This is a genomic window from Exiguobacterium sp. RIT594 (assembly GCF_003339585.1).
Lineage (GTDB): Bacteria > Bacillota > Bacilli > Exiguobacteriales > Exiguobacteriaceae > Exiguobacterium_A.
The window spans coordinates 1,270,035-1,288,581 of sequence record NZ_QPKF01000001.1 but is presented as its reverse complement, the minus strand read 5'-3'; the positions used below and the strand labels follow the sequence as shown (position 1 = coordinate 1,288,581).

Below are 18,547 nucleotides of genomic sequence, written 5' to 3'. Positions count from 1 at the left end.
AAACCAGATGATGGTAAAATAGAAGGAGAAAGTTGGCATTCGTTCAGAAGCTTCAAGGTTGTTATAGCGCCGTCTCTGGATAGGTTATGTACGATATAAAATGGAAAGCAGGAACAAAATAATGAACTATATCATGGAACTCCGAAAATTTGTCGGTACACGTCCGCTCGTCGTACCCGGCGCTTGTGTCATCGTCCTGAATGAACAAAAGGAAGTGTTATTACAACTGCGTCGCGATAATCACTGTTGGGGACTTGCCGGCGGAGCACTCGATCCGGGTGAAACGCTGGAGCAGGCAGCGGCCCGTGAACTGTTTGAAGAAACCGGACTGACGGCAAATCGGCTTGAGTTATTCAACGTCTACTCCGGCAACGACTTTTACTATAAATATCCGCACGGGGATGAAGTCTACAATGTCATCTCGGCCTATATCTGCCGCGACTATCAGGGGACATTGGTACAGGACGATAAAGAAGTCGCGGACTTACGGTTCTTTCGTTTAGACGACTTACCGGACAAAATCAATCCGCCGGAACATCCGATTTTGCTCGAGTTCATTGCAACGTATCAATCATAAAGCGGCAACGCGACACGAGACACGTTCACAAGTTCTGTCTCTGTAAAGAAAGTAGCCGGAAGGAGAGAGCTCATGAAGAGCATTGAAATGGTCGTCACCACGGTTCAATCAGCAGGCGAACTGCATCGTCTCTTAAAACAGAAACTGGACTTTCCGGCATATTACGGTGAGAACTGGGATGCATTTTGGGATCTTATCAGCGATCCGGAGGATTACGGTTTACCGGACGAAATCATATGGATTGGTTTTGCAGCACTCCAACGAAAGCTGCCGAAAGAAGCAGGGCAATTATTAGCGTGTCTGGATGATTATCATCAGGAAATGGAACTTCAGCCATGTATGTCGACTTTCTTGGAAAATACGGATTGAGGTCGATTACCCGTAATAGGGGGTTGCTCTGGGATGCGTTTCAGAATCTATACTGAAGATGAACAGTACATTATCCCGTGAGGAGGAACACCATGCGCTTATTTGCCATTGATTTAGACGGCACCTTGTTACACTCAACTCATATGATTTCAGAACGAAATGTCACAGCCGTCAAGCGATGTCAGGAGAACGGAGATATCGTCGTGATCGCGACAGGGCGAGCGGCGTTTGATGCAGCGCATTTGTTACGGCTCCACCGGTTGGATTGTCCAATTATCGGTTCAAACGGAGCAGAAATCCGGGCAGAATGCGAAGGGATAACGATACGGAAAAATACTTATGTCCCCTCTGATGAGAGTGAAGCCATCTTGAACTGCTTGCTGAAGAAGAACGTTTATCTTCAAATTTACTTGGAAGACGAAATTCTGTTGACGTTTGATGCGACGGATCGACTGATGAAACAAATCAATGACGAACAGAGGATTAATCCATCGTTTCAAGCTGACGAATTTCTTCAATCCGTGCAACCACAATTGAAACAATACGGTGTCCGGGAAGTAACGGGTTTCTTAAATGTCGATTTCGCGAAAGTCATGAAATATATGGTCGTCAGTCCGAACGCAACCGTACTGAAACAAATTCAAAACGACTTATCATCGCAAAACTGTACCGTTACCAGTTCCGGCCCATTTAACCTCGAGGTAACGGCGAACGGAAGAGATAAAGGCATGGCATTGCAACAATTTACTGAACGGTTGGGGATTTCACTGACAGCAACGATAGCGATTGGCGATCATCACAATGACCTGCCGATGTTTCGGGTCGCCGGGACAAGTATTGCAATGGGGAATGCGGAAGACATCGTTAAACGACTGGCGACTTACAAGACAGGACATCATGATGAAGACGGGGTTGCCATGGCGTTGGAAATGTTTTGTTCGATTCCGTTCGATTTGGGAGGAGGACAGGATGGCAAATATTACTGAAATTGCAAAAACCGCCGGCGTTTCCCGCTCGACGGTTTCCCGTGTATTGAACAATCAACCGTATGTCGTCGCGGAAAAGCGTGCGGCGGTTCTCCGGGCGATGGAGCAACTGGATTACCGGCCGAACCAAAACGCGGTTCATTTATCGCGTGGCAAAACAAATGTCATCGGTGTGATGGTCCCGCAAATCAATCATCCGTTTTTTAGTCAACTGATCGAGGGCATCGGTATTGCCTGTGCCGAACAGAACATTTCGATGCTGATCCATCAAACGTTTAATGACAGGCAACAGGAACAGCTGTCGTTTACACAACTGAGGCGTAAACAAATCGACGGACTGATCATCGGCTCGTCGGTCAGTCCGCCTGACGTGCTCGAGCGTGTCCGACGCGATGGTCCGGTCGTAATCTGCGAACAGCGGGAAGAAAGTCTCGCGCAGGTCGCTGTTGATCATCAAAGTGGAGTCTTAGCAGTGTTATCTCATTTAGTGGAACGGGGACATTCTTCTCTTGGACTGTGTCTCGGAAATCCGGCGAGCGGTGTTGGACTAATTCGTCGCAACACCTTCGATGCGTTCGTTCAAGAACACGATATATCCGTTTCGCCGGACTGGTATTTTGAGGAGAACTATTCCTTTGTGGATGGACAGGACGTGATGAAACGCTTGCTGAAACTGACGGACAGACCAACTGCCATCATCGTCGGGAATGATTACGTTGCTGCCGGCATCATTCATCAGGCGAAACAAGGAGGGATTAACATTCCGGAGATGCTTGCTGTGACCGGTTTTGACAATCATCCGATTGCTGAAGCGATGGGGATGACGACCGTTGCTCAACCGATTGAACGTCTCGGGAAAGAAGCAGTCCAACTGCTCGATCGATTGGCTGCGGGAAAAGAGCTTCCCATCTGTCAGCCGATTCCACTCGAGCTGATTGTGCGTGAAACGACATGATACTTGAAAGTTGTAAAGCTTGTAAACGTAGCGGTTTATCTTCGCAAAGCGGTTGGTCAGGAGAGGATTATATGGAAATCTATCAATTTAAAAAAGAAGTGGGTAAGAAAATTACAAAGTTCGACTCAGATTTTGTGATGTCACGTATTACACAGACAGACAAAGTAGCACATATAGGATGTGTGCATTTAGATGAGGATGGGTTAATTGGTTATCATCCAGCTGTTGTTCCTCAACTTCTTTTAGTTGTAAGCGGAGAAGGCTGGGTCAGAGGTGAAACGGATGAATACATCAAAGTTCATAGTGGGGAAGCCGTATTCTGGGATAAAGATGAATGGCATGAAACCAAAACAGATACGGGATTGACTGCAATCGTTATAGAAAGCGAAGAGCTGACCACTTCATCATTAATATCTTTGGAAAAAGTTTAAGTGTTAATACATATGAGAAACTAAAAAAATATCCTAATTAAGCTGCCGTTACAGCTTATTCATTCGGTGCAATAATTGTGAAGAGGATTTCTTTGTCTTGCCAGATTTGATATAGATAGCCTGCTTTCAGGTGTGAACGAAAAAACGCAGATGCTCTGTTCTTCCGTGAACAGGAGGATCTGCGTTTTTCACATGAAAGTCTTTCGTTTGTACATTTTCTCTTCGATTCGATTCCAAATACGTGTTGCGATATAAATATTACATACTGAAACGATAGTTGCGATGACAATCATACTGATACCGGTATCATCTGCTAAAACAAGCGGTTTAAAGATCGTGAACACGATAGACAGAAGAATCGGAATGGTAATGCCGATCCATACAGAAAAGAATAATAGTGCTTTCCACATCAAGCTCATCCTTTCAAGGTGAATCTATAATGTAGTATATCAAACAATAGACTTTATATTAGAAAAAATGGAAACCTTAGACATATTCCGTTATTCTTTATAGGTAGCACAACATTATTTTCCGGTAAGGAGCATAAAATGACAGAAGTCCTGATTATAGAAGAACCTGTTACCACAAAGTTCATAGAAGATTTAGTGCATCCCCATCGGTTTGATGGAGGTTTACCTGTTGTGCATCGTTTAAGCGGAGAAGGACACGTCGAAGAAGGTCGAGAATTTTTAATGGCATTCTTAACACATCAAGCGGTCTTCCCGTTGTATGTGCATTTTGTCGACGAGTATGAACTGTCTGAAGACTTTACGACCTTTTTTCAACAACATCAGATTGACTATACGGTTGACGACTGTGGCGGCAACTTGAAATCTTACGGGTATAAACGGTACAACTATTATTCTTGTATTACGGCAAAAATCCAAAATATTGCTGACTTGCGGCTTGTATTAAACAAAACGTACTGGCTCGCATCTGAAAATGTATTCTACTGCATCAGTCATTCAGATTCTTTAACGTTTGAATGGGGAGATTTCTTAGAATGGGGAGTCAAAAGAAGACGATCCATCGCTGTATTTGATTTTAATGCTTCAAAGACCTACATCACCACTGATTATGACGGGTTAGGATTTTGTATCCTCAGCCGGGATACGCAGTATGCTTCTCTTGCTGGCATGATCGCCAGTTTGCCGGACCAGATGGTCGTTACGCAAATCAACGATGAAATAATAGAAGATGAGATATTACATACAGAGGATCAAGAAAAAGACATTTAAATTTCGTCTTCTGCATCATTTGCACTTTAGAGAATAAAAAAGCTGTGTCTCAGTAAGGAGAACAAAATGGCAAAAATCATGATTATGGAAGAAAAGATTATCGAAAAGGATGCGATGAACTTAGGATACCCGTTTGAAATGGGTGGAGAGTTGACGACAGCTTATTTCATTGATGTAAGCCGAATTGAAAAAGACGGGGCAGATGAAAACAAAGAGTTTTTAATCGAATTCTTAATCCATCAACAGGTGTTTCCACTCTATATCAGTTTCGTGGATGAGTATGGATTACATGAAGAACATGACGCGTTTTTCAAGCAAAATAAGCTTTCATATGTGGTATTGGATTTAGATACACAGTTTCGAAGCGGAGAGGTGAAAGTCCGTTATAAGGAATACCATCCGTGTTATACGATTACCGTTCAAAATGCGGAAGAACTGCGTCTTGTCCTGAACAAAACCTACTGGCTGGCATCGGAAAATCTGTTATATACCGTCTCGTACTCAGATAACCTGTCATTTAAGTTGGGGGAGACAAAATGGTGGCGATTGAAACTGATTCGCCCGATTGGTGTGCTGACCATGCATCCAAACATGACCTGTTTTAAGATTGCCCACGATGGCAACGGTTTTTACCTGCTGTCAAACGATGAAAGCTATATACCAATCGAACACCTGATGACCCGGTTTCCGAAAGGGACCGTCATTTCGCAAATTAATGATGACTGGTTACTGGATGACGAAACCGATTGATCCTGGTACACGTAAAAGAAGGTTGAAATTAGATATGGAGGAATGAGAGTGGAGCACGTTTTGTATTATCTGTGTATAGCTACCTGTATCGGAACGGTCGTGGCCTTTCTGTTTAATCGGTTGCAACCGGGCAGTCGTGTCCGGACAATCAGTATCAGCGTGACCGTTTTGTTGTTGGTCCTGGTGAGTGTAACCGCGTTGCTTGGGTGGGATGCTGCAGAGGAAAAGCTGTATCGGTCATTTGGTTTTTTAGTTATGAATATCTTTCCGCTCTGGTATGTACGAATTGAAGGGAACAATAGGAGAACAATCGTCTGGTCGCTGACGCTGGCCTTGGTCGTGGTGATGTTCGGAACGGTTTTAGGATGACATATGATAGAAATCATACATAGATGTTAAAAAGGGGCTGTTCATATTGAAGAAAAAAATGTTGATCATCTCCATCCTGCTGATGGTAGGCGGCGTATTTGGAAACATACTTTTTACCCGACTCGGTTATTTTCCGAATGCAGATTTTCGGATTATGAGTATTCCGTTAGCAGCGGGAGCGCATTACTTTAATCTAGGACTGGTGTTGCTTGCCATGACGCTAGTCGGGCTGGTGTTACTGCCATGGTTTCTGGAGAAAAAACAATTTTCTAAAACGGTGCTGTCACTTGTATTAATTATTTGGTTGCCTGAAGTCGTCTAAACAACATGGGCAGGAGCGATGATATCGTGAGCAAACTCATTAAACGCCTCCATCCCGATTCAAAGATGCCCGGGGTATCAGCCGTTGACCTGAAAAAAGCGGAACGAGCATTAGGTGTTTTGTTTCCAGATGAATACAAAGACCTTTTCTTACAGACGAACGGTGCACAGTTTGGTGAATGGAGCCTTTATCCTGTACCAACCAGACAAGCAGTCTTACAGGATATCGTTCGTCAAAATGAGAAGCGTCCGGCTGGCTTGCCCGGTGACTTGATTTGTATCGGTGAAAATCTAACGGGTGACAAGCTGTGTTACCTGATTCGAAAACGTTTCCTGCAGGAACTCGTCTTTAGATGGAACGAAAAAACGGGAATTGCAAAATATCCGTCGTCTTCTTTGGAACAGTTCGTCGATTGGCATGTCCCAAAACGAAAAACGAATCAGGTACACCGACTTGGCCGTTTCACGGTAGAGAGCGACGAGCTGATCGTGACGGATCCTTATTACGGACTAGAGGAAGGTACCGATCTACAGCTGATTTTGCCGAATGTGAAATCAGGAAGTTGGACGGCAGCTATCATTTACACGGAAGATGAATGGGTTAAGCAATTGCTTGTTTTTGAAGGGAACAAAAAGCGGAGCGGCAAATGGCACCGGCAGAACAACCAATCGGCGTGGACTCGGCACTTGTCGGTATTTTTGATGGGACAGCTTATCGTCAGCATCAAGCAATGGAGTTCGAGACAGTTGTTTCTGTCGACGACCAGGCCGGTATCGTCTCATTCGGTGCCGTCTCAACGTCGGGTTTCGGAGACGGACTGTACGAGGTGGACATACAGTATGATGTCTCGAGGCAAATCGTCGGTGTACGGGTGAACTTCGCAGAGGACGAATGAAGGAGTTGGGATAATGGAATTGGATAGTATGTTGGTCGGTGAAGGAACTGCTTTTATCTTTATATCCGAGGACAAAGGAAAAGTACGTTTTCATTGTTATACGGATGATGAAGAATACGCAGATGTCGATATGGATCAGCTGTTGCAAGATTCATGGCAGGACGGAATGGCTCTTTACAGTAAGAAAATTCGAGAATTTTTCCTGGAATTGGACCACTATCCTTTGTACGTCCATAGTATGAGTGGTTCGGGCAAGATCAACATTGCGCACGACGCTGACAGCAGCACAAGATTTGACCGGGAGAATATTTATCATCGATTGACCATCACTTCAGAAGAAGCATTTCTTCATTACTTCCCTAAAGCTTATCAAGATGCATACAATAACGAGAGTGTATTGTTTTCAAGCGAGAAGACGATTGAAATCGATGAGACAAAAAATGACTTTTATTTTAAAAAGTTCAGGTTGAACTTTTCGGATGACGAGCGGAATTGTTTCTTCCTATGGGTGAATCATGATGGCAATGGATTTGACTTTGTTGCGAATTTTTCAGATCATCCGTATCAACACGAGACGATTGAAATCGAGGACGTTGAATGAGCGGATATGGTAAAAGGAGTGCAAACGGGCGATGGAAAAGACCCGGTTAGCACTCCTTTTGTTATTCTTTCACTTCTGCAATCGTCTTGAAAATCCGTGAATAGACATCTTTGACATTTTTATCGTTCTTTTGACTGTTGTTTAATCCATATTCCCAGAAGCGATAGCTATCTTTTTTCTCTTGCAGATAACCGGATACATAGGCATCATTCACTTCGCTCGCCTTGGCATACGTTAAATCTTCAAACACGAAGGGGAGAAACCCCTTTGTTGTCTCTAAGAAGAAGATCGGAACATCAAGTTTCCGGTACACCTTCACGTACTTCTCTTCATCTGCCTGTTTTAGGTTATCTTTTGTGATGAACACCGCATCAAACTTTGAGGAAATCCGGTTTGTGTCCTCTAGTTCTTCAAACGAGAGTGTCATGAACTTTACATTTTTCTCTTTCAGATCAGGCTGTTCTCCAATTACACCGATTTTTAAGTATGTTCCATCATAGGAAGAAGCTTTTACTTCCGTAGATTCACCTGAATCACAGCCTGCAAGTGCACTCGCAGCAATCAGTGAACCCATTAATATTGTTTTCGTGGACACGTTCCTTTCACGTTCGTTTAATATCACTGTAATTATACCAATTATTTGGAAGTTGCACCTAAATCGAAATGAAAAACGAGAGTTAACAATTAAAATAAAAATTCCCAATAATGTTATCTGATTATATAATATGAAGTATAAATGGAATTTCTTTTAGGCCTTGTTTGGTCGGCGAAGAAAGAAAACGGGAGGACATATGAATTACATTGAGCATTTGGAAAAACACTGTGGTGAGATTAAAGGAAGTTTAGAACTAGAAAATATGATGGAAGAAAATATTCAATTCCTGAAGTTCGAGAACGCACCAATTAATGCTACCTATACGGCGACATCGCTCGGGTTGCGCTGGAAACCGGACAGGCATTTGAATTGGGTGAATTTTACAGTATGCCTGAGACGGTGTTCGGACAATACGGCTTTGCAGGGGTATACGTGACTGCACCATTTTATTTTGACGAGAGTTTTTTCATCCATCATGGGGATGCCAGTTTTGATGAGCCGGAACACGTTTTGCCGGTTTGGTTTGTTCCGATTTTTGAATCGGAGGCGGATTATCTTGAGCAACACGGTGCGGAAGATTTCGACGAAATTATTGATGCAACAGAGGATGAACTGCTTGACTTAACACGTCAGCCATTGATTTGAGGATCATATTCATAGAACGAAAAGCAATCATACGTTGCTGAAGAGAGGGAGAAAGCAACATGCTAGTCGATCATTACAAACAGATTGATTATCAATCAATTGACCTACCGAAAGATGAGCGTTTTCAAAAGTATGAACATCTCAATATTTATTTTGAGTGGGGATTCGCGATCAACCAATCAACCGAAGAAGTTGCCAGCGAGGATGCGATGTGGTTACTTGGACAAACGAATGCATTCCCAATCTGCATGGTCTTTGATGTGTTTGATTTTTCGATGGAGGAAACGATTGCGGTTCTGACATCCTTCGACATACCGTATCAGACGTCAAGCAATAACGGAACAGAGCTTATTGATGGAGAAGAAGCTTCGCGTGACATCAGCATACGGCTCATCGTTAATCAGGAAAAAACGTTGCGGGAAATGATTCCATTCCTGCACGCATGCGGATGTCACGGTCATAAAAATTATCTTTATTCCGTGATCACGGACGGAACAGATGTATTATCAACCACAGAAGACTTTACGGGAATCGATGTCTCATACGCCGTCGTCTCGGTCGGACCGGATGGAGAAGGTGTAGATGTCATCGGACCGAGGGAACGGATCATTCCGCTGTATCGGCAAGTCCGAAACAGGTAGATGCAGGACGGATCATGATCCTTACTAATTTTATTATGATTGACGAGAGGTCAGGTCAAGAAGATTGATTGCGGGAATACAGGATTCAAAACAGAAAAATCTCACTTCTAAGAAATAAAGCGAACGTGAAGGAGAGGGCGACAGGATGCAAGTCATTCGAACGAAAGATGGTCGTGATCATTACTGGATGTATGTCAAGGACGGCCGAACGTTGTACACGTTGCAAGGCATCGTCGGAGAGATAGCGGAAGAACCGGAAAGTGAACAGAAATTCTCCCGTTTTTTCAACATGGATGGCTATATCCGGGAGCTGGTGGAGGCAAAGATTGCAGACGGCTACCGGCTGATCCACGAACAGGACTTTAAGGAAGTCGTCGTTGAGCTGACCTGCAACGAGGAACAGTATGATGCCGTTTGGAAGAGTCGTACGAAAATCGAGGAAGATCTCGACGAATTTCTTGGGGTGACCGGAAACGGCTATTTCTTAGAGGATGACTATGGACCGGAAGCAATCGAATTCGTCCTCCATGTCCTCGACCCGTCTTATATCGTCGAACCAGTCGTTGAATATTTCGAAGAACAGTATGGTGTGACTCGAATCCGAATAGGTCAGGCAAAAGTTCATTATGGCAGACGTTTGACCGGGCTCTATCCTGCAGGGAAGAACTTTAATCGAAAAAATTGAACAATGACGAATTTCAAGGGAGTAAAAGGCGTGAACGAGCTGACAATCTTCGAAATCCCTTTTCAGACAAAGAGTATCCAGCGGAAACTTCAGGTGTATGAGATCAACGTGCTTGGTCAAATGCAAACCGTCTATGAAGTCATGTGTTATGACCATGCAGTAGGCGGCTACATGAGTGAACTGACAGAAGAAGTGTTATATGACGCCCTAGTGCGCTATGATCGTTTTCCCTTATACATCACGACGAATTTTGATGAGATTCGAGAGGATGAGTTGCATATTCTGGATCGTTTAAAGCTACGACCACTAAATTGTCACGAACATCCAAGATATGAAGGCGATCAGCGTCGCACGGGTTTTTATTGTTGTATCGAAGTGTTGAATGCGAATGATCTACATTTCGTGTTAAGCGAGACATTTTTTCGAGCCGCTTGGAGTGAAACGTTCATCATCACGTTCACACGACCCGCGTATCAATTAAAAACCTCAGGAAAATGGATATTCAAAGAAGCGAAATATACGCATGTACTCGATGCACGTGATGGGTTGCCGTTCATTCTTTCTTCTCATGACGCGCTCGGTTTCATGTGGTTCGCAAATGGAGATGCCTTCAAGACGGTAGATCAGCTAAAAACGATATTACCGGATAATTATCAGATGGACCACATCATTGATACAGAAACGTAAATGCAAGAAACGAAATTATACATAAAGGAGTAGTGAAAATGGAACATCAGATCGGTTTACCAGGCATTACAGAAGAACGGTTGCAGGAAGTCGAGGCAGAACTCGGATTTTCGCTGCCGTCCGAGTTGCGGACGTACTATAAAAAAGAAAACAAGTTCGAAGCCGGTGAGTGGCAATTTCATCCGATCAAGGACGCACAGTACATCAAGCGGACGTGGGAAGACGTCGTCCATGTCAACTCGACGGATGCAGAAGACTATCCGGACGGGTTTTTCCGGATTGCTGCGGACGGTTCCGGGGATGAACTCGGCTATCTCTTGCCGGACGCAGAAACCATCGTCCTGTGGGATCACGAAGAACAGGAGTTGTTCCCGGTCGCTTCGACGCTTGCAGCCTTCATGGAACAAGAACAACAGCTATTAGACAGTGCCATGCAAGCGGATGATTTTTTTGAAACCGTGCTCGAGACAGAAGCTGTCTACGGGTTATCGAAATTGAAGCAGTCGGGCTGGGCTTATTGCCCGTCAAATCAAGGGGAAACGGATGTGTTGCTGTTTTTCTCGACGGAAGAAGGCGCACGTGCCTGCCAGACAAACGGATGGGAGAAGTATCATCTGATTCGCCTCGATCTCGATGTCTTTACAGACGGCTGGTTGCCGAACATGATTCAGGACGGTTTGTATTGCGGACTGAACTGGGATGCCGGTTTACAGGGGCTCGAGCTAGATCCGGAGAACGTTCTCGAGGAACTCGAAGGCTGACGACAGAGTAAGCACCACTTTTCCGGCCGGACGAGCGGAAAAGTGGTTTTTTTAATGAAACCGACTTTTGGAACGAGACGTATTTGAAACTATTAGTTCACGAATCGAGGGAAAAAATGATCCTATCATTGATTGGACTCGGAGTCGTCCTTGCTTTATTTGCACTGGGTCTGAAATGCGTCCGATCCAAACACCCGGATGAGACACCTTTTTTGGACGCGGCTAACGGAACCGATTCAGTCATTGGATCGGTCGTGATGTTTCTCCTTTGTTCCTTATCCGTCAAACAGTACGGCTACCTGTGCTTTGCCGGCGGCTTTCTTCTGCTGTACGGGATCAGTGCGTCATGGTAAAAAGCAAGAGAAGAGGAAATGAACGTGTGGAAAAAAATTAGAATCATCGCGAGTCTACTTGGCATACTGCTGGCGGGATATTTGGCCTGGCAAATCTACATCTCGCTCTTCGCCGTAGATATCAAATACGTACCGCGAGGCGATCTATACAAGACGGTCACTTCTCCGGACGAGCGGTATACGTTACGGTTTTACCGTTCGAGCGGCGGGGCGACGACGGGATTTGCGATGCTCGGCATCATGGAAGATCAAAAAACAAAAGAACAGCGGCGTGTCTACTGGGAATATCCGTGTAGAGAGGTAAGTGTGAAATGGCGACGGGACGTTGTCATTATTAATGACACCCGCTTAAACATCTGGACTGAGGTGTATGACTTCAGATTGGATCAATCGATTTATTCAGCAAAATAGAGTTCATGAAGGGAAGGTGGAACATCCTGATGATTATACTTAGAAAACACATCGACGGCTTGATGTATTACTGGTCCATTTATCGCGACGGCCGGACGGTTCAGGCATTTTTTGGAGTCAATGAACCATGGATGCTCGATGAAGATATCGATGAAAAAACGGAAGAACGGTTTACGTTTCGTTTTCAAGCCCGACGTCGCGTGAAGGAACTGATTGCCGAGAAGCAGGCAGACGGGTATCAACAGGAAATCACACCGGATCCGGTGCCAAGTCAAGAAGAACAGTCGACGTTTCACAAGAGGGCGACATGGTTTGCGTATGTACTTTTCGGAGTGGGATTGATTCCACTCGTAACACCCTGGACTTTATCTCCGTACGTAATGGTCATCCTTGCAGTTCCCTTCCTCATCATGTCGACGAGCGGAAAAATGTTGCCGTTTTGGGTCAAAACGATGTGCTTTATCAGTTATGTCCTGATTAACATCAGTTACAGACATGTACCGGACATAAAATATCTGGACGCCGGTCTGTTACTCGTAACGGGAGTGTTCCTGTGGAGCTACATGACTAAAAGCAGACAACGTTTTAACGCGTAATCTGACGAGAAACGGGAGGATTAGACATGCCATCAACGTTTTTAAAGCAATTGCTGCAAGAAAAAGAGAGTTCAGACTTCGCATCATTACGTTCCGCTTATCTTGCGAAACAACAGGGATTGCGAAACGTGTTTTTACAGCAGATGAACACCTTTATAGCGGAAGCACTTGCATGGGATGTTAAGCGGCAACGGCAGTTTACGGACGGTCTGCTGACCGCATGTGAACGGGAGGAAACAGTACAGGACTTGTTGATTCATCCGCTGAAGGAGAGGTTATTGAAGCCTGTCCTGAAACAATGGATGAATGATCTGCCGGAAGACGTACGACCGTATCGGTGGTTTGGCGTCTTCTCTTTTGAAGAAGACAACCGTCTTGAGTACCTGCAGACGACGATTGACCGCGGCGGTCGGCAGGAACAATTGGCAATTGAGACGATGATTCGTCATCTGTTGAATTGGCTATGGTATGCCTTCCATCATCTCAATGAAGATTTGTATTTAAGTGAGACGGAGGACGATGCAGAGACGCTGCAGGAAACCCGTTTGTTGATTAATCAACTCGATGATTCGGTTCAAAAGACCGAGTTTATGGAGGAATGGCAGGAACACGCCCGGACGTATGAACTTTGGTTGCGCTTTTTAAAAGAAGAGACGGAAGGGTTCATAGAGTGGCGGGAACGACAAGAAAAGCAGGGAGAGAATAAACAATGAAAACCCCATACGATCGATACAAAAAAACAGAACTGTGGAACGTCATTTCGGAAGCGATTGACGAATTGGTTGAAAACGATGACTTGGAGGAAAGAACGACTCATGATCATATCGTCGGATACCTCTGTCAAAAAGTATCGTCTAATTTAACGGAGAAGGGAAAATGAGGAAATGGGAATTGTGCCGGTAGGAAATCGAAAGATGATGACTCAAGCCATTAAAAAAATTATTGTCCCTGAATTGAGGAAACAAGGATTTAAAGGGAGCTATCCGCATTTCAGACGAAAACAAGATACGCATCAGGAACTCTTGATGTTTTATATTACAAAGTACAGTGAAAATTTTTACATCGAGACGGGAGTCATTCCGTTAACCGGTTATCTTAACTCTGAAGGGGATCTCATTCCTCCAAATAAAGTGACAGTCTTTTCTTTAAAAGGGAATGAACGATTTACAGTCGGGTCAGACGTTGTAGCCAATCATGATGGAATGTATTTTGTGATGAAAGGACTATCTTCTGAAGAAGAGCACGAACAACTGGCTAAAGAAGCTTTTACATACCTGAAAACGAGCGAATCGGACTGGATAGCCCGTTGCTCCGAATGGAATAAAAAATTGTATGAATCGTTTGATGAGGACGACGCGTAAAAAGAAAACAGCTATGTTTAATTCTAAGTAGAAAAATCAATTTATTGAATAATGAGGAGTGACATACAATGAAAAAACTAGGTACTTTTCATAATCAGCAAGGCGATATGATCGTTTCGGACCCAGCTTTTCTTGAACCGGATCCGGAATTTAACATCACGATTCCGGTTGCACCTGATTCGACATGGACGGTCTGGTATAACGAGGACGACCAGCCGGAAATTAATTTAGTGTACTTGACGATTGATGATCACGCAGATATTGCAGCGGATGACTTTGACATTCTTGAAGGTTATGCAGTGGTGGATTCCTCACAGCTCGTCGTCATGAATACAGCAGATTACGGAAAACGCGAGGCCATTGATTGGGAGATTCGGAACACGCTTGAGTTCGACGATGAGATCGATCCATTTTATGTCGCTATCTCAGATGAGATGATGGAGGAGGAAATCTTTCTGTTTCCGTTTGGCGTTGCCGTCCAGTTGATGGGAGACGGCCACTACAAGGTTCGCGTACGACGAGATGCGGATCAGGTCACCGGTATTTTGCTGGTCATCGGGGAACATGAAAATTTTGAAGAGGACTTCGAATAATTCAATACCAGCGATTGAAAGCGTCTCACCTAAACTTGTTGAAGTATCAATTCAAGTAGAAGGTGAGATGTTTTAGTATCCATATCCGAAAACTTGATCACAGGATGTTAAAGAGCATTGAAAAGACGAGCTGATGAAAGGAGGACTATTTCCATGAAGACAACGTATTCCCGGGCAGAGCTTCTAAAACTCGACGACCCGTTTGAATATGAATTGGGTCTTCCGTTGAAGATCAGTGACCTGCCCTCATCCGTGATGGAAGAGGACATCTTGGACAGTAAAATGAAACTGCTTGAGAAGCTCGCAGAAGGTTACTCCTTGATCATTCAAAAACCGCGGATTCCAACTGAAAAGGTGTTTTCCGCGTTTCAACTGTTGGACGAAAATGAATTCATGAAGTTGTATGTGGTAGACGAAACAGCCTTTACTGAAGCATTGTGGGATCTTTTGTATGAGCGTGAATACGACCTTCACTGGGCTTTCTTTTTACTAAAAGAGAGGAAAGATGTCGTTTTCGAGTTGCCCTATTCGGGTGGAGAAACTCGCGCTCTGACTCTCTCAGGTCTGCACGCAAATACCCTGATTCATTTACGGCTTGAAGTAGACGAAAGCGTGACCTGTCGGTGGGATTGAATAGATAGAAAAATCTCAACGGTCATCCAAGGAAGAATTTAACGGTATGACCTGAGTAGTCGGACGATGCGATTGGTGAATAGGGTTTTGGGTTTGCAACGTACTAAGAAGAAAATTTTACAAATGAGGTAAGCCTAGAGTTAGGAGGGGCAAAAGTGGAATTTCAGAGTGGTGAATCGATTGATGTCTATCGGGAGCTGTTACCGCATGACGATTGGCAAGAGCTCGTCCGAATTCAAATGACTCAGCATAACTATCCTTTTGAAGTCAAGTTGTTGGAACGACCGGTGAAACAAAACCGCAATATCTACGATTTATCAGATTGGACGGTCTTGTCGCATGTCATTATGACAGATACTTCGCAACTGAAGACATTTCTAAATCAACTCGAAATCGAACAGATAGAGATGTCAGCCGAGTCGAAGACGATTCTCAGCATTCGGAAACAAGGGCAGGAAATTGTTCGTGTCACTAACGATAGTGTCTCGATGTATGGTGTCGTCTATGAGGAACTAAGCGAGTCGGGCACGGAGTACGAAAACTTTTTTGATGCTGTCTTACCATATGCGACGTTCCCGATTGAGGTCGTCTTTTGCGGCCGTGGCGTTTTAAATGATGAAGACTCGATCCATGCGATGACGTTGAACGATACGAATTGGCAAGCCGCCTTCGAAGATCGTTTGTTGCATTTGCTGAACCGAAAAGAAATCACTTCTGGATTCCTGCCAACGAATTACTCAAAGCCCTCTCGACGAACGCTCGAGAACTTCGTGACAGAGTTCATGTTGTGCATGCCGTATAACTTTATTGTGACACGCGATGCAAATGGACGGTTTGGTATGCTCGATCATTTCTGTACCAATGGAAAGATTGCGCACTTTGGAAATACAGATGATATTCAACATGCGTAAATAACTGGATCATGATGCATAGGAAAGTTTCGTTTAGTAAATGTGGGACAAATAGGATACGTGGAGGGAGGACTTATGCTATATATCTATCTCGAGGAGCATAAAGATCATAAAAAAATGATCAAGCACAGCTATCTAGACATCGATGAACCAGAATACATCAAGTCAATTTACTCGATGGGATGTATCCCAAACGAGGAGAAAAGAGACCACCAAGCTGATTCGAACGATGTATTAAAGCATTTTTTGATACGTCTGAATCGATTCCCAATCTTCGTGACGTTTGGTGGCGGATTTACAGATGAGGATATAGAGTTGTTTTTTCAGCGGGAAAAATTGTCTTACACGAAGTTTTCACCGGATAAGCGCAGACCTTATTACAGTGTTCAAGTGAACGATGCTAGCGAACTGGAACTTCTGTTGGACGAAACGTACTGGTATGCTGCTGCAAACGATTTTTATTTCCTGTCGTTTACGAATCTCCTGACGTTTGAGCTGAGAATGGTTAAAGGATGGTTTTTCAGAAAAGAACGTGTCATTCCTGTCGTTCATACAACGGAAGAAATGTCTTTCATCACGATCGAACACGATTTCATGGGCTATTATCTGTTTTCGAATGAAGTCTGCTTTGATAAAGAGGACAAAGTGAAAGCGTTACTGCCTGAAGGTGACGGCATCGATTACTATGAGTAAGGAAAAGTAAAGCCGGCAAACCTTAAAGAAAGGAGAGACGAAAATATGTTTGGTATCAGTACGAGCTTAAAAGAAGTTCCGAAAGAAGAAAAAGATATTCTCCGTTACCCGAGTCGTGTTCACAGTTTTTTGATTCAGGACTTCTCCAGCGTTTCTGATCGTTGTGATTTGCTGATTCATCTAGATTCCTATGCGGATCGATTGTTTTTAGCAAGGGAAGTGAACGAGCTGATCGGAATCTGCGAATTCCTAATTCAAAAATATTGCACACCAAAGGAAGCACGGTTATTGAATCAAGGAGATTACTATCCAAACGAACCTTGGATGATCCATCAATCAGATGAGTTAATAATGGAACTACATCAATTTTTGGAATTACTTAAACGAATGTGTATCATGGCTGTCGACCAAAATTCGTTGATTTGTTTTTGGGGTGATTAATCAACGATCAATACAACTGAGGGGACAATATGAATAAATCAATATTAATAAGATCTTTCATCGCAGCATTTGTGATTAACATAGGAATGTGGATTATCATAAGATTTTCAATCGATGAGTTAGTTTCGGATAAACGTATTTTATCTGCTTTTTTCATGATTACCATTTGGTTAATATTTTTCTTGCCAATCAAGAGACTGGATGTTTATAAGAATCAATCAATACCTTATTGGACGTTTAACCTAGTAATGACGCTTGGGATGATTTTAATCACCATTATTTGTTTTTCTGTACTTATAGTCGTATTCCCGTAAAAATATTTAAATTAGAAGAAAAATATATCGAACAGCATCGAGCGGATTAATTCGAAAATCTATTATTCGACACGGATGAATTAGTAGACTTCAATCGTAAGCCTTTCGTATAAGAGGTTTTAAAACTTCATAATTAATTGTTGCGATCAAGAGAAGTACGGTCAATCCATTAAAACTCACGATAATCAAACGAAGCCTACATATAGTCAGCGATGTCGGCTTTTTCTGTATGTAGTATTCCTAAGCATCTTGTCGATAACCGACAGGGAGAATCACGTTCCTTGAATACGATCTCTAAATATTTAATTTGGGATTTTTTTCATGAGTGAAACTTAATAAAGGAAAATATCGTATTTAGTATATAATATCTTTATCAAAATAAACTTGCTATCTAATGAAAATGAATACATATCTTGGAGGAATCGTTCGTGATCTTACCATTCATCGGTCTTGCTGTCGGACTCTTTTTATTGATATTAGGAACGTACTTCATCCGATCGAAGCATGCGAACAAAACGCCGCTATCCGGGCATGGAGACGGGGTCGATCATGTCGATTCGTTTTTGCTCAGTCTTCTCTTATCAATTGGTGTCATCCTCTTTAGTTCATTATCCGTCAGACAATACGGTTATTTCTGCTTAGCAGGAGGGGTACTTTTACTGTATGGTGTCAACGAAGTTTGGTAAGGAAAAGAGAAGAAATAATAGGCGGGCATCATTCATCACACACGACTG

Annotated in this window: 30 protein-coding genes; 28 read left to right on the top strand and 2 right to left on the bottom strand. The window is 43.4% G+C overall.

What is annotated here, in order from left to right:
* The first annotated feature begins 121 nt into the window (after positions 1-121).
* From DVG79_RS06725 to DVG79_RS06705, 5 genes are all read left to right on the top strand, one after another.
* Positions 122-577: an NUDIX hydrolase gene (locus tag DVG79_RS06725; RefSeq protein WP_114596035.1), complete on the top strand. Its 456-nt coding sequence runs from the start codon at positions 122-124 to the stop codon at positions 575-577.
* A 72-nt stretch (positions 578-649) separates the two neighbouring features.
* Entirely contained in the window at positions 650-946 is a 297-nt protein-coding gene (locus tag DVG79_RS06720; protein ID WP_114596034.1) for a barstar family protein, read from the top strand.
* Positions 947-1,038: 92 nt separating this feature from the next.
* A complete protein-coding gene (locus tag DVG79_RS06715) occupies positions 1,039-1,932 on the top strand; it encodes an HAD family hydrolase (RefSeq protein WP_114596033.1) in 894 nt (297 codons plus the stop codon).
* Complete coding sequence (locus DVG79_RS06710) at positions 1,916-2,887, top strand: LacI family DNA-binding transcriptional regulator (RefSeq protein ID WP_114596032.1); 972 nt, start codon at positions 1,916-1,918, stop codon at positions 2,885-2,887. Before DVG79_RS06715 ends, DVG79_RS06710 begins: the two co-directional genes overlap by 17 nt.
* Before the next feature lie 71 nt (positions 2,888-2,958).
* Positions 2,959-3,318 carry a cupin domain-containing protein gene (locus tag DVG79_RS06705; RefSeq protein ID WP_071500292.1) on the top strand — a complete coding sequence of 120 codons (360 nt, stop codon included), beginning with the start codon at positions 2,959-2,961 and terminating at the stop codon, positions 3,316-3,318.
* A gap of 188 nt (positions 3,319-3,506) precedes the next feature.
* Here the strand turns inward: DVG79_RS06705 and DVG79_RS06700 are convergent, their stop codons facing one another.
* Positions 3,507-3,728, bottom strand: coding sequence for a hypothetical protein (locus tag DVG79_RS06700; protein ID WP_114596031.1), 222 nt, complete (start codon positions 3,726-3,728; stop codon positions 3,507-3,509).
* A gap of 231 nt (positions 3,729-3,959) precedes the next feature.
* On the opposite strand from DVG79_RS06700, the gene DVG79_RS06695 reads away from it, so the two are divergent.
* The 6 genes from DVG79_RS06695 to DVG79_RS06670 all read left to right on the top strand — a co-directional run bounded on the left by DVG79_RS06695 (position 3,960) and on the right by DVG79_RS06670 (position 7,493).
* Entirely contained in the window at positions 3,960-4,556 is a 597-nt protein-coding gene (locus DVG79_RS06695) for a hypothetical protein (protein WP_026828569.1), read from the top strand.
* 66 nt (positions 4,557-4,622) lie between these two features.
* Positions 4,623-5,306, top strand: a complete 684-nt coding sequence (locus DVG79_RS06690) for a hypothetical protein (RefSeq protein ID WP_114596030.1) — start codon at positions 4,623-4,625, stop codon at positions 5,304-5,306.
* Between the two features lie 48 nt (positions 5,307-5,354).
* A complete protein-coding gene (locus DVG79_RS06685; protein WP_114596029.1) occupies positions 5,355-5,675 on the top strand; it encodes a hypothetical protein in 321 nt (106 codons plus the stop codon).
* A 46-nt stretch (positions 5,676-5,721) separates the two neighbouring features.
* Positions 5,722-5,997 (top strand): hypothetical protein, encoded by a 276-nt coding sequence (locus DVG79_RS06680; RefSeq protein ID WP_114596028.1) that lies wholly within the window; start codon positions 5,722-5,724, stop codon positions 5,995-5,997.
* Positions 5,998-6,023: 26 nt separating this feature from the next.
* Positions 6,024-6,872 carry an SMI1/KNR4 family protein gene (locus tag DVG79_RS06675; protein WP_233494545.1) on the top strand — a complete coding sequence of 283 codons (849 nt, stop codon included), beginning with the start codon at positions 6,024-6,026 and terminating at the stop codon, positions 6,870-6,872.
* A gap of 33 nt (positions 6,873-6,905) precedes the next feature.
* The gene (locus DVG79_RS06670; protein ID WP_114596027.1) at positions 6,906-7,493 is read left to right on the top strand and encodes a hypothetical protein; all 588 of its coding nucleotides are present in this window, start codon (positions 6,906-6,908) and stop codon (positions 7,491-7,493) included.
* A gap of 61 nt (positions 7,494-7,554) precedes the next feature.
* On the opposite strand, the gene DVG79_RS06665 is transcribed toward DVG79_RS06670, so the two are convergent.
* A complete protein-coding gene (locus DVG79_RS06665; RefSeq protein WP_233494544.1) occupies positions 7,555-8,088 on the bottom strand; it encodes a hypothetical protein in 534 nt (177 codons plus the stop codon).
* A gap of 330 nt (positions 8,089-8,418) precedes the next feature.
* Here DVG79_RS06665 and DVG79_RS06660 point away from each other — a divergent pair, with 330 nt between their 5' ends.
* The 17 genes from DVG79_RS06660 (at position 8,419) to DVG79_RS06580 (ending at position 18,499) form a co-directional block, all read left to right on the top strand.
* Complete coding sequence (locus tag DVG79_RS06660; RefSeq protein WP_114596025.1) at positions 8,419-8,733, top strand: suppressor of fused domain protein; 315 nt, start codon at positions 8,419-8,421, stop codon at positions 8,731-8,733.
* A gap of 59 nt (positions 8,734-8,792) precedes the next feature.
* Complete coding sequence (locus DVG79_RS06655; protein WP_114596024.1) at positions 8,793-9,374, top strand: hypothetical protein; 582 nt, start codon at positions 8,793-8,795, stop codon at positions 9,372-9,374.
* 145 nt (positions 9,375-9,519) lie between these two features.
* Positions 9,520-10,059 carry a hypothetical protein gene (locus DVG79_RS06650; RefSeq protein ID WP_114596023.1) on the top strand — a complete coding sequence of 180 codons (540 nt, stop codon included), beginning with the start codon at positions 9,520-9,522 and terminating at the stop codon, positions 10,057-10,059.
* Positions 10,060-10,089: 30 nt separating this feature from the next.
* A complete protein-coding gene (locus tag DVG79_RS06645) occupies positions 10,090-10,746 on the top strand; it encodes a hypothetical protein (protein WP_114596022.1) in 657 nt (218 codons plus the stop codon).
* A 38-nt stretch (positions 10,747-10,784) separates the two neighbouring features.
* Complete coding sequence (locus DVG79_RS06640; RefSeq protein WP_114596021.1) at positions 10,785-11,507, top strand: DUF2750 domain-containing protein; 723 nt, start codon at positions 10,785-10,787, stop codon at positions 11,505-11,507.
* A 116-nt stretch (positions 11,508-11,623) separates the two neighbouring features.
* On the top strand, positions 11,624-11,860 hold the full coding sequence (locus DVG79_RS06635; protein ID WP_114596020.1) for a hypothetical protein: 237 nt from the start codon (positions 11,624-11,626) through the stop codon (positions 11,858-11,860).
* Between the two features lie 18 nt (positions 11,861-11,878).
* Complete coding sequence (locus tag DVG79_RS06630) at positions 11,879-12,271, top strand: DUF5412 family protein (protein ID WP_114596019.1); 393 nt, start codon at positions 11,879-11,881, stop codon at positions 12,269-12,271.
* A gap of 29 nt (positions 12,272-12,300) precedes the next feature.
* Positions 12,301-12,867, top strand: a complete 567-nt coding sequence (locus DVG79_RS06625) for a hypothetical protein (RefSeq protein ID WP_114596018.1) — start codon at positions 12,301-12,303, stop codon at positions 12,865-12,867.
* A 26-nt stretch (positions 12,868-12,893) separates the two neighbouring features.
* Positions 12,894-13,580 carry a hypothetical protein gene (locus tag DVG79_RS06620; RefSeq protein WP_114596017.1) on the top strand — a complete coding sequence of 229 codons (687 nt, stop codon included), beginning with the start codon at positions 12,894-12,896 and terminating at the stop codon, positions 13,578-13,580.
* On the top strand, positions 13,577-13,747 hold the full coding sequence (locus DVG79_RS16175; RefSeq protein ID WP_199505846.1) for a hypothetical protein: 171 nt from the start codon (positions 13,577-13,579) through the stop codon (positions 13,745-13,747). The genes DVG79_RS06620 and DVG79_RS16175 overlap by 4 nt, the downstream gene beginning before the upstream one ends.
* A gap of 34 nt (positions 13,748-13,781) precedes the next feature.
* Entirely contained in the window at positions 13,782-14,228 is a 447-nt protein-coding gene (locus DVG79_RS06615; protein ID WP_158537530.1) for a DUF4304 domain-containing protein, read from the top strand.
* 68 nt (positions 14,229-14,296) lie between these two features.
* On the top strand, positions 14,297-14,821 hold the full coding sequence (locus DVG79_RS06610) for a hypothetical protein (RefSeq protein ID WP_114596015.1): 525 nt from the start codon (positions 14,297-14,299) through the stop codon (positions 14,819-14,821).
* A 153-nt stretch (positions 14,822-14,974) separates the two neighbouring features.
* Positions 14,975-15,454, top strand: a complete 480-nt coding sequence (locus DVG79_RS06605; RefSeq protein ID WP_114596014.1) for a hypothetical protein — start codon at positions 14,975-14,977, stop codon at positions 15,452-15,454.
* Positions 15,455-15,609: 155 nt separating this feature from the next.
* Positions 15,610-16,365, top strand: a complete 756-nt coding sequence (locus tag DVG79_RS06600) for a hypothetical protein (protein ID WP_114596013.1) — start codon at positions 15,610-15,612, stop codon at positions 16,363-16,365.
* 75 nt (positions 16,366-16,440) lie between these two features.
* A complete protein-coding gene (locus DVG79_RS06595) occupies positions 16,441-17,058 on the top strand; it encodes a hypothetical protein (RefSeq protein ID WP_114596012.1) in 618 nt (205 codons plus the stop codon).
* A gap of 45 nt (positions 17,059-17,103) precedes the next feature.
* Positions 17,104-17,499 carry a hypothetical protein gene (locus DVG79_RS06590; RefSeq protein WP_114596011.1) on the top strand — a complete coding sequence of 132 codons (396 nt, stop codon included), beginning with the start codon at positions 17,104-17,106 and terminating at the stop codon, positions 17,497-17,499.
* Positions 17,500-18,241: 742 nt separating this feature from the next.
* The gene (locus DVG79_RS06580) at positions 18,242-18,499 is read left to right on the top strand and encodes a hypothetical protein (RefSeq protein ID WP_114596009.1); all 258 of its coding nucleotides are present in this window, start codon (positions 18,242-18,244) and stop codon (positions 18,497-18,499) included.
* Positions 18,500-18,547: the final 48 nt, after the last annotated feature.

Coding starts and splice junctions, on each gene's coding strand:
- DVG79_RS06725 (WP_114596035.1), top strand. CDS start 122: ATGAACTATATCATGGAACTCCGAAAATTTGTCGGTACACGTCCGCTC.
- DVG79_RS06720 (WP_114596034.1), top strand. CDS start 650: ATGAAGAGCATTGAAATGGTCGTCACCACGGTTCAATCAGCAGGCGAA.
- DVG79_RS06715 (WP_114596033.1), top strand. CDS start 1,039: ATGCGCTTATTTGCCATTGATTTAGACGGCACCTTGTTACACTCAACT.
- DVG79_RS06710 (WP_114596032.1), top strand. CDS start 1,916: ATGGCAAATATTACTGAAATTGCAAAAACCGCCGGCGTTTCCCGCTCG.
- DVG79_RS06705 (WP_071500292.1), top strand. CDS start 2,959: ATGGAAATCTATCAATTTAAAAAAGAAGTGGGTAAGAAAATTACAAAG.
- DVG79_RS06700 (WP_114596031.1), bottom strand. CDS start 3,728: ATGTGGAAAGCACTATTATTCTTTTCTGTATGGATCGGCATTACCATT.
- DVG79_RS06690 (WP_114596030.1), top strand. CDS start 4,623: ATGGCAAAAATCATGATTATGGAAGAAAAGATTATCGAAAAGGATGCG.
- DVG79_RS06670 (WP_114596027.1), top strand. CDS start 6,906: ATGGAATTGGATAGTATGTTGGTCGGTGAAGGAACTGCTTTTATCTTT.
- DVG79_RS06655 (WP_114596024.1), top strand. CDS start 8,793: ATGCTAGTCGATCATTACAAACAGATTGATTATCAATCAATTGACCTA.
- DVG79_RS06650 (WP_114596023.1), top strand. CDS start 9,520: ATGCAAGTCATTCGAACGAAAGATGGTCGTGATCATTACTGGATGTAT.
- DVG79_RS06640 (WP_114596021.1), top strand. CDS start 10,785: ATGGAACATCAGATCGGTTTACCAGGCATTACAGAAGAACGGTTGCAG.
- DVG79_RS06635 (WP_114596020.1), top strand. CDS start 11,624: ATGATCCTATCATTGATTGGACTCGGAGTCGTCCTTGCTTTATTTGCA.
- DVG79_RS06630 (WP_114596019.1), top strand. CDS start 11,879: ATGAACGTGTGGAAAAAAATTAGAATCATCGCGAGTCTACTTGGCATA.
- DVG79_RS06625 (WP_114596018.1), top strand. CDS start 12,301: ATGATTATACTTAGAAAACACATCGACGGCTTGATGTATTACTGGTCC.
- DVG79_RS06620 (WP_114596017.1), top strand. CDS start 12,894: ATGCCATCAACGTTTTTAAAGCAATTGCTGCAAGAAAAAGAGAGTTCA.
- DVG79_RS16175 (WP_199505846.1), top strand. CDS start 13,577: ATGAAAACCCCATACGATCGATACAAAAAAACAGAACTGTGGAACGTC.
- DVG79_RS06615 (WP_158537530.1), top strand. CDS start 13,782: ATGATGACTCAAGCCATTAAAAAAATTATTGTCCCTGAATTGAGGAAA.
- DVG79_RS06610 (WP_114596015.1), top strand. CDS start 14,297: ATGAAAAAACTAGGTACTTTTCATAATCAGCAAGGCGATATGATCGTT.
- DVG79_RS06605 (WP_114596014.1), top strand. CDS start 14,975: ATGAAGACAACGTATTCCCGGGCAGAGCTTCTAAAACTCGACGACCCG.
- DVG79_RS06595 (WP_114596012.1), top strand. CDS start 16,441: ATGCTATATATCTATCTCGAGGAGCATAAAGATCATAAAAAAATGATC.
- DVG79_RS06590 (WP_114596011.1), top strand. CDS start 17,104: ATGTTTGGTATCAGTACGAGCTTAAAAGAAGTTCCGAAAGAAGAAAAA.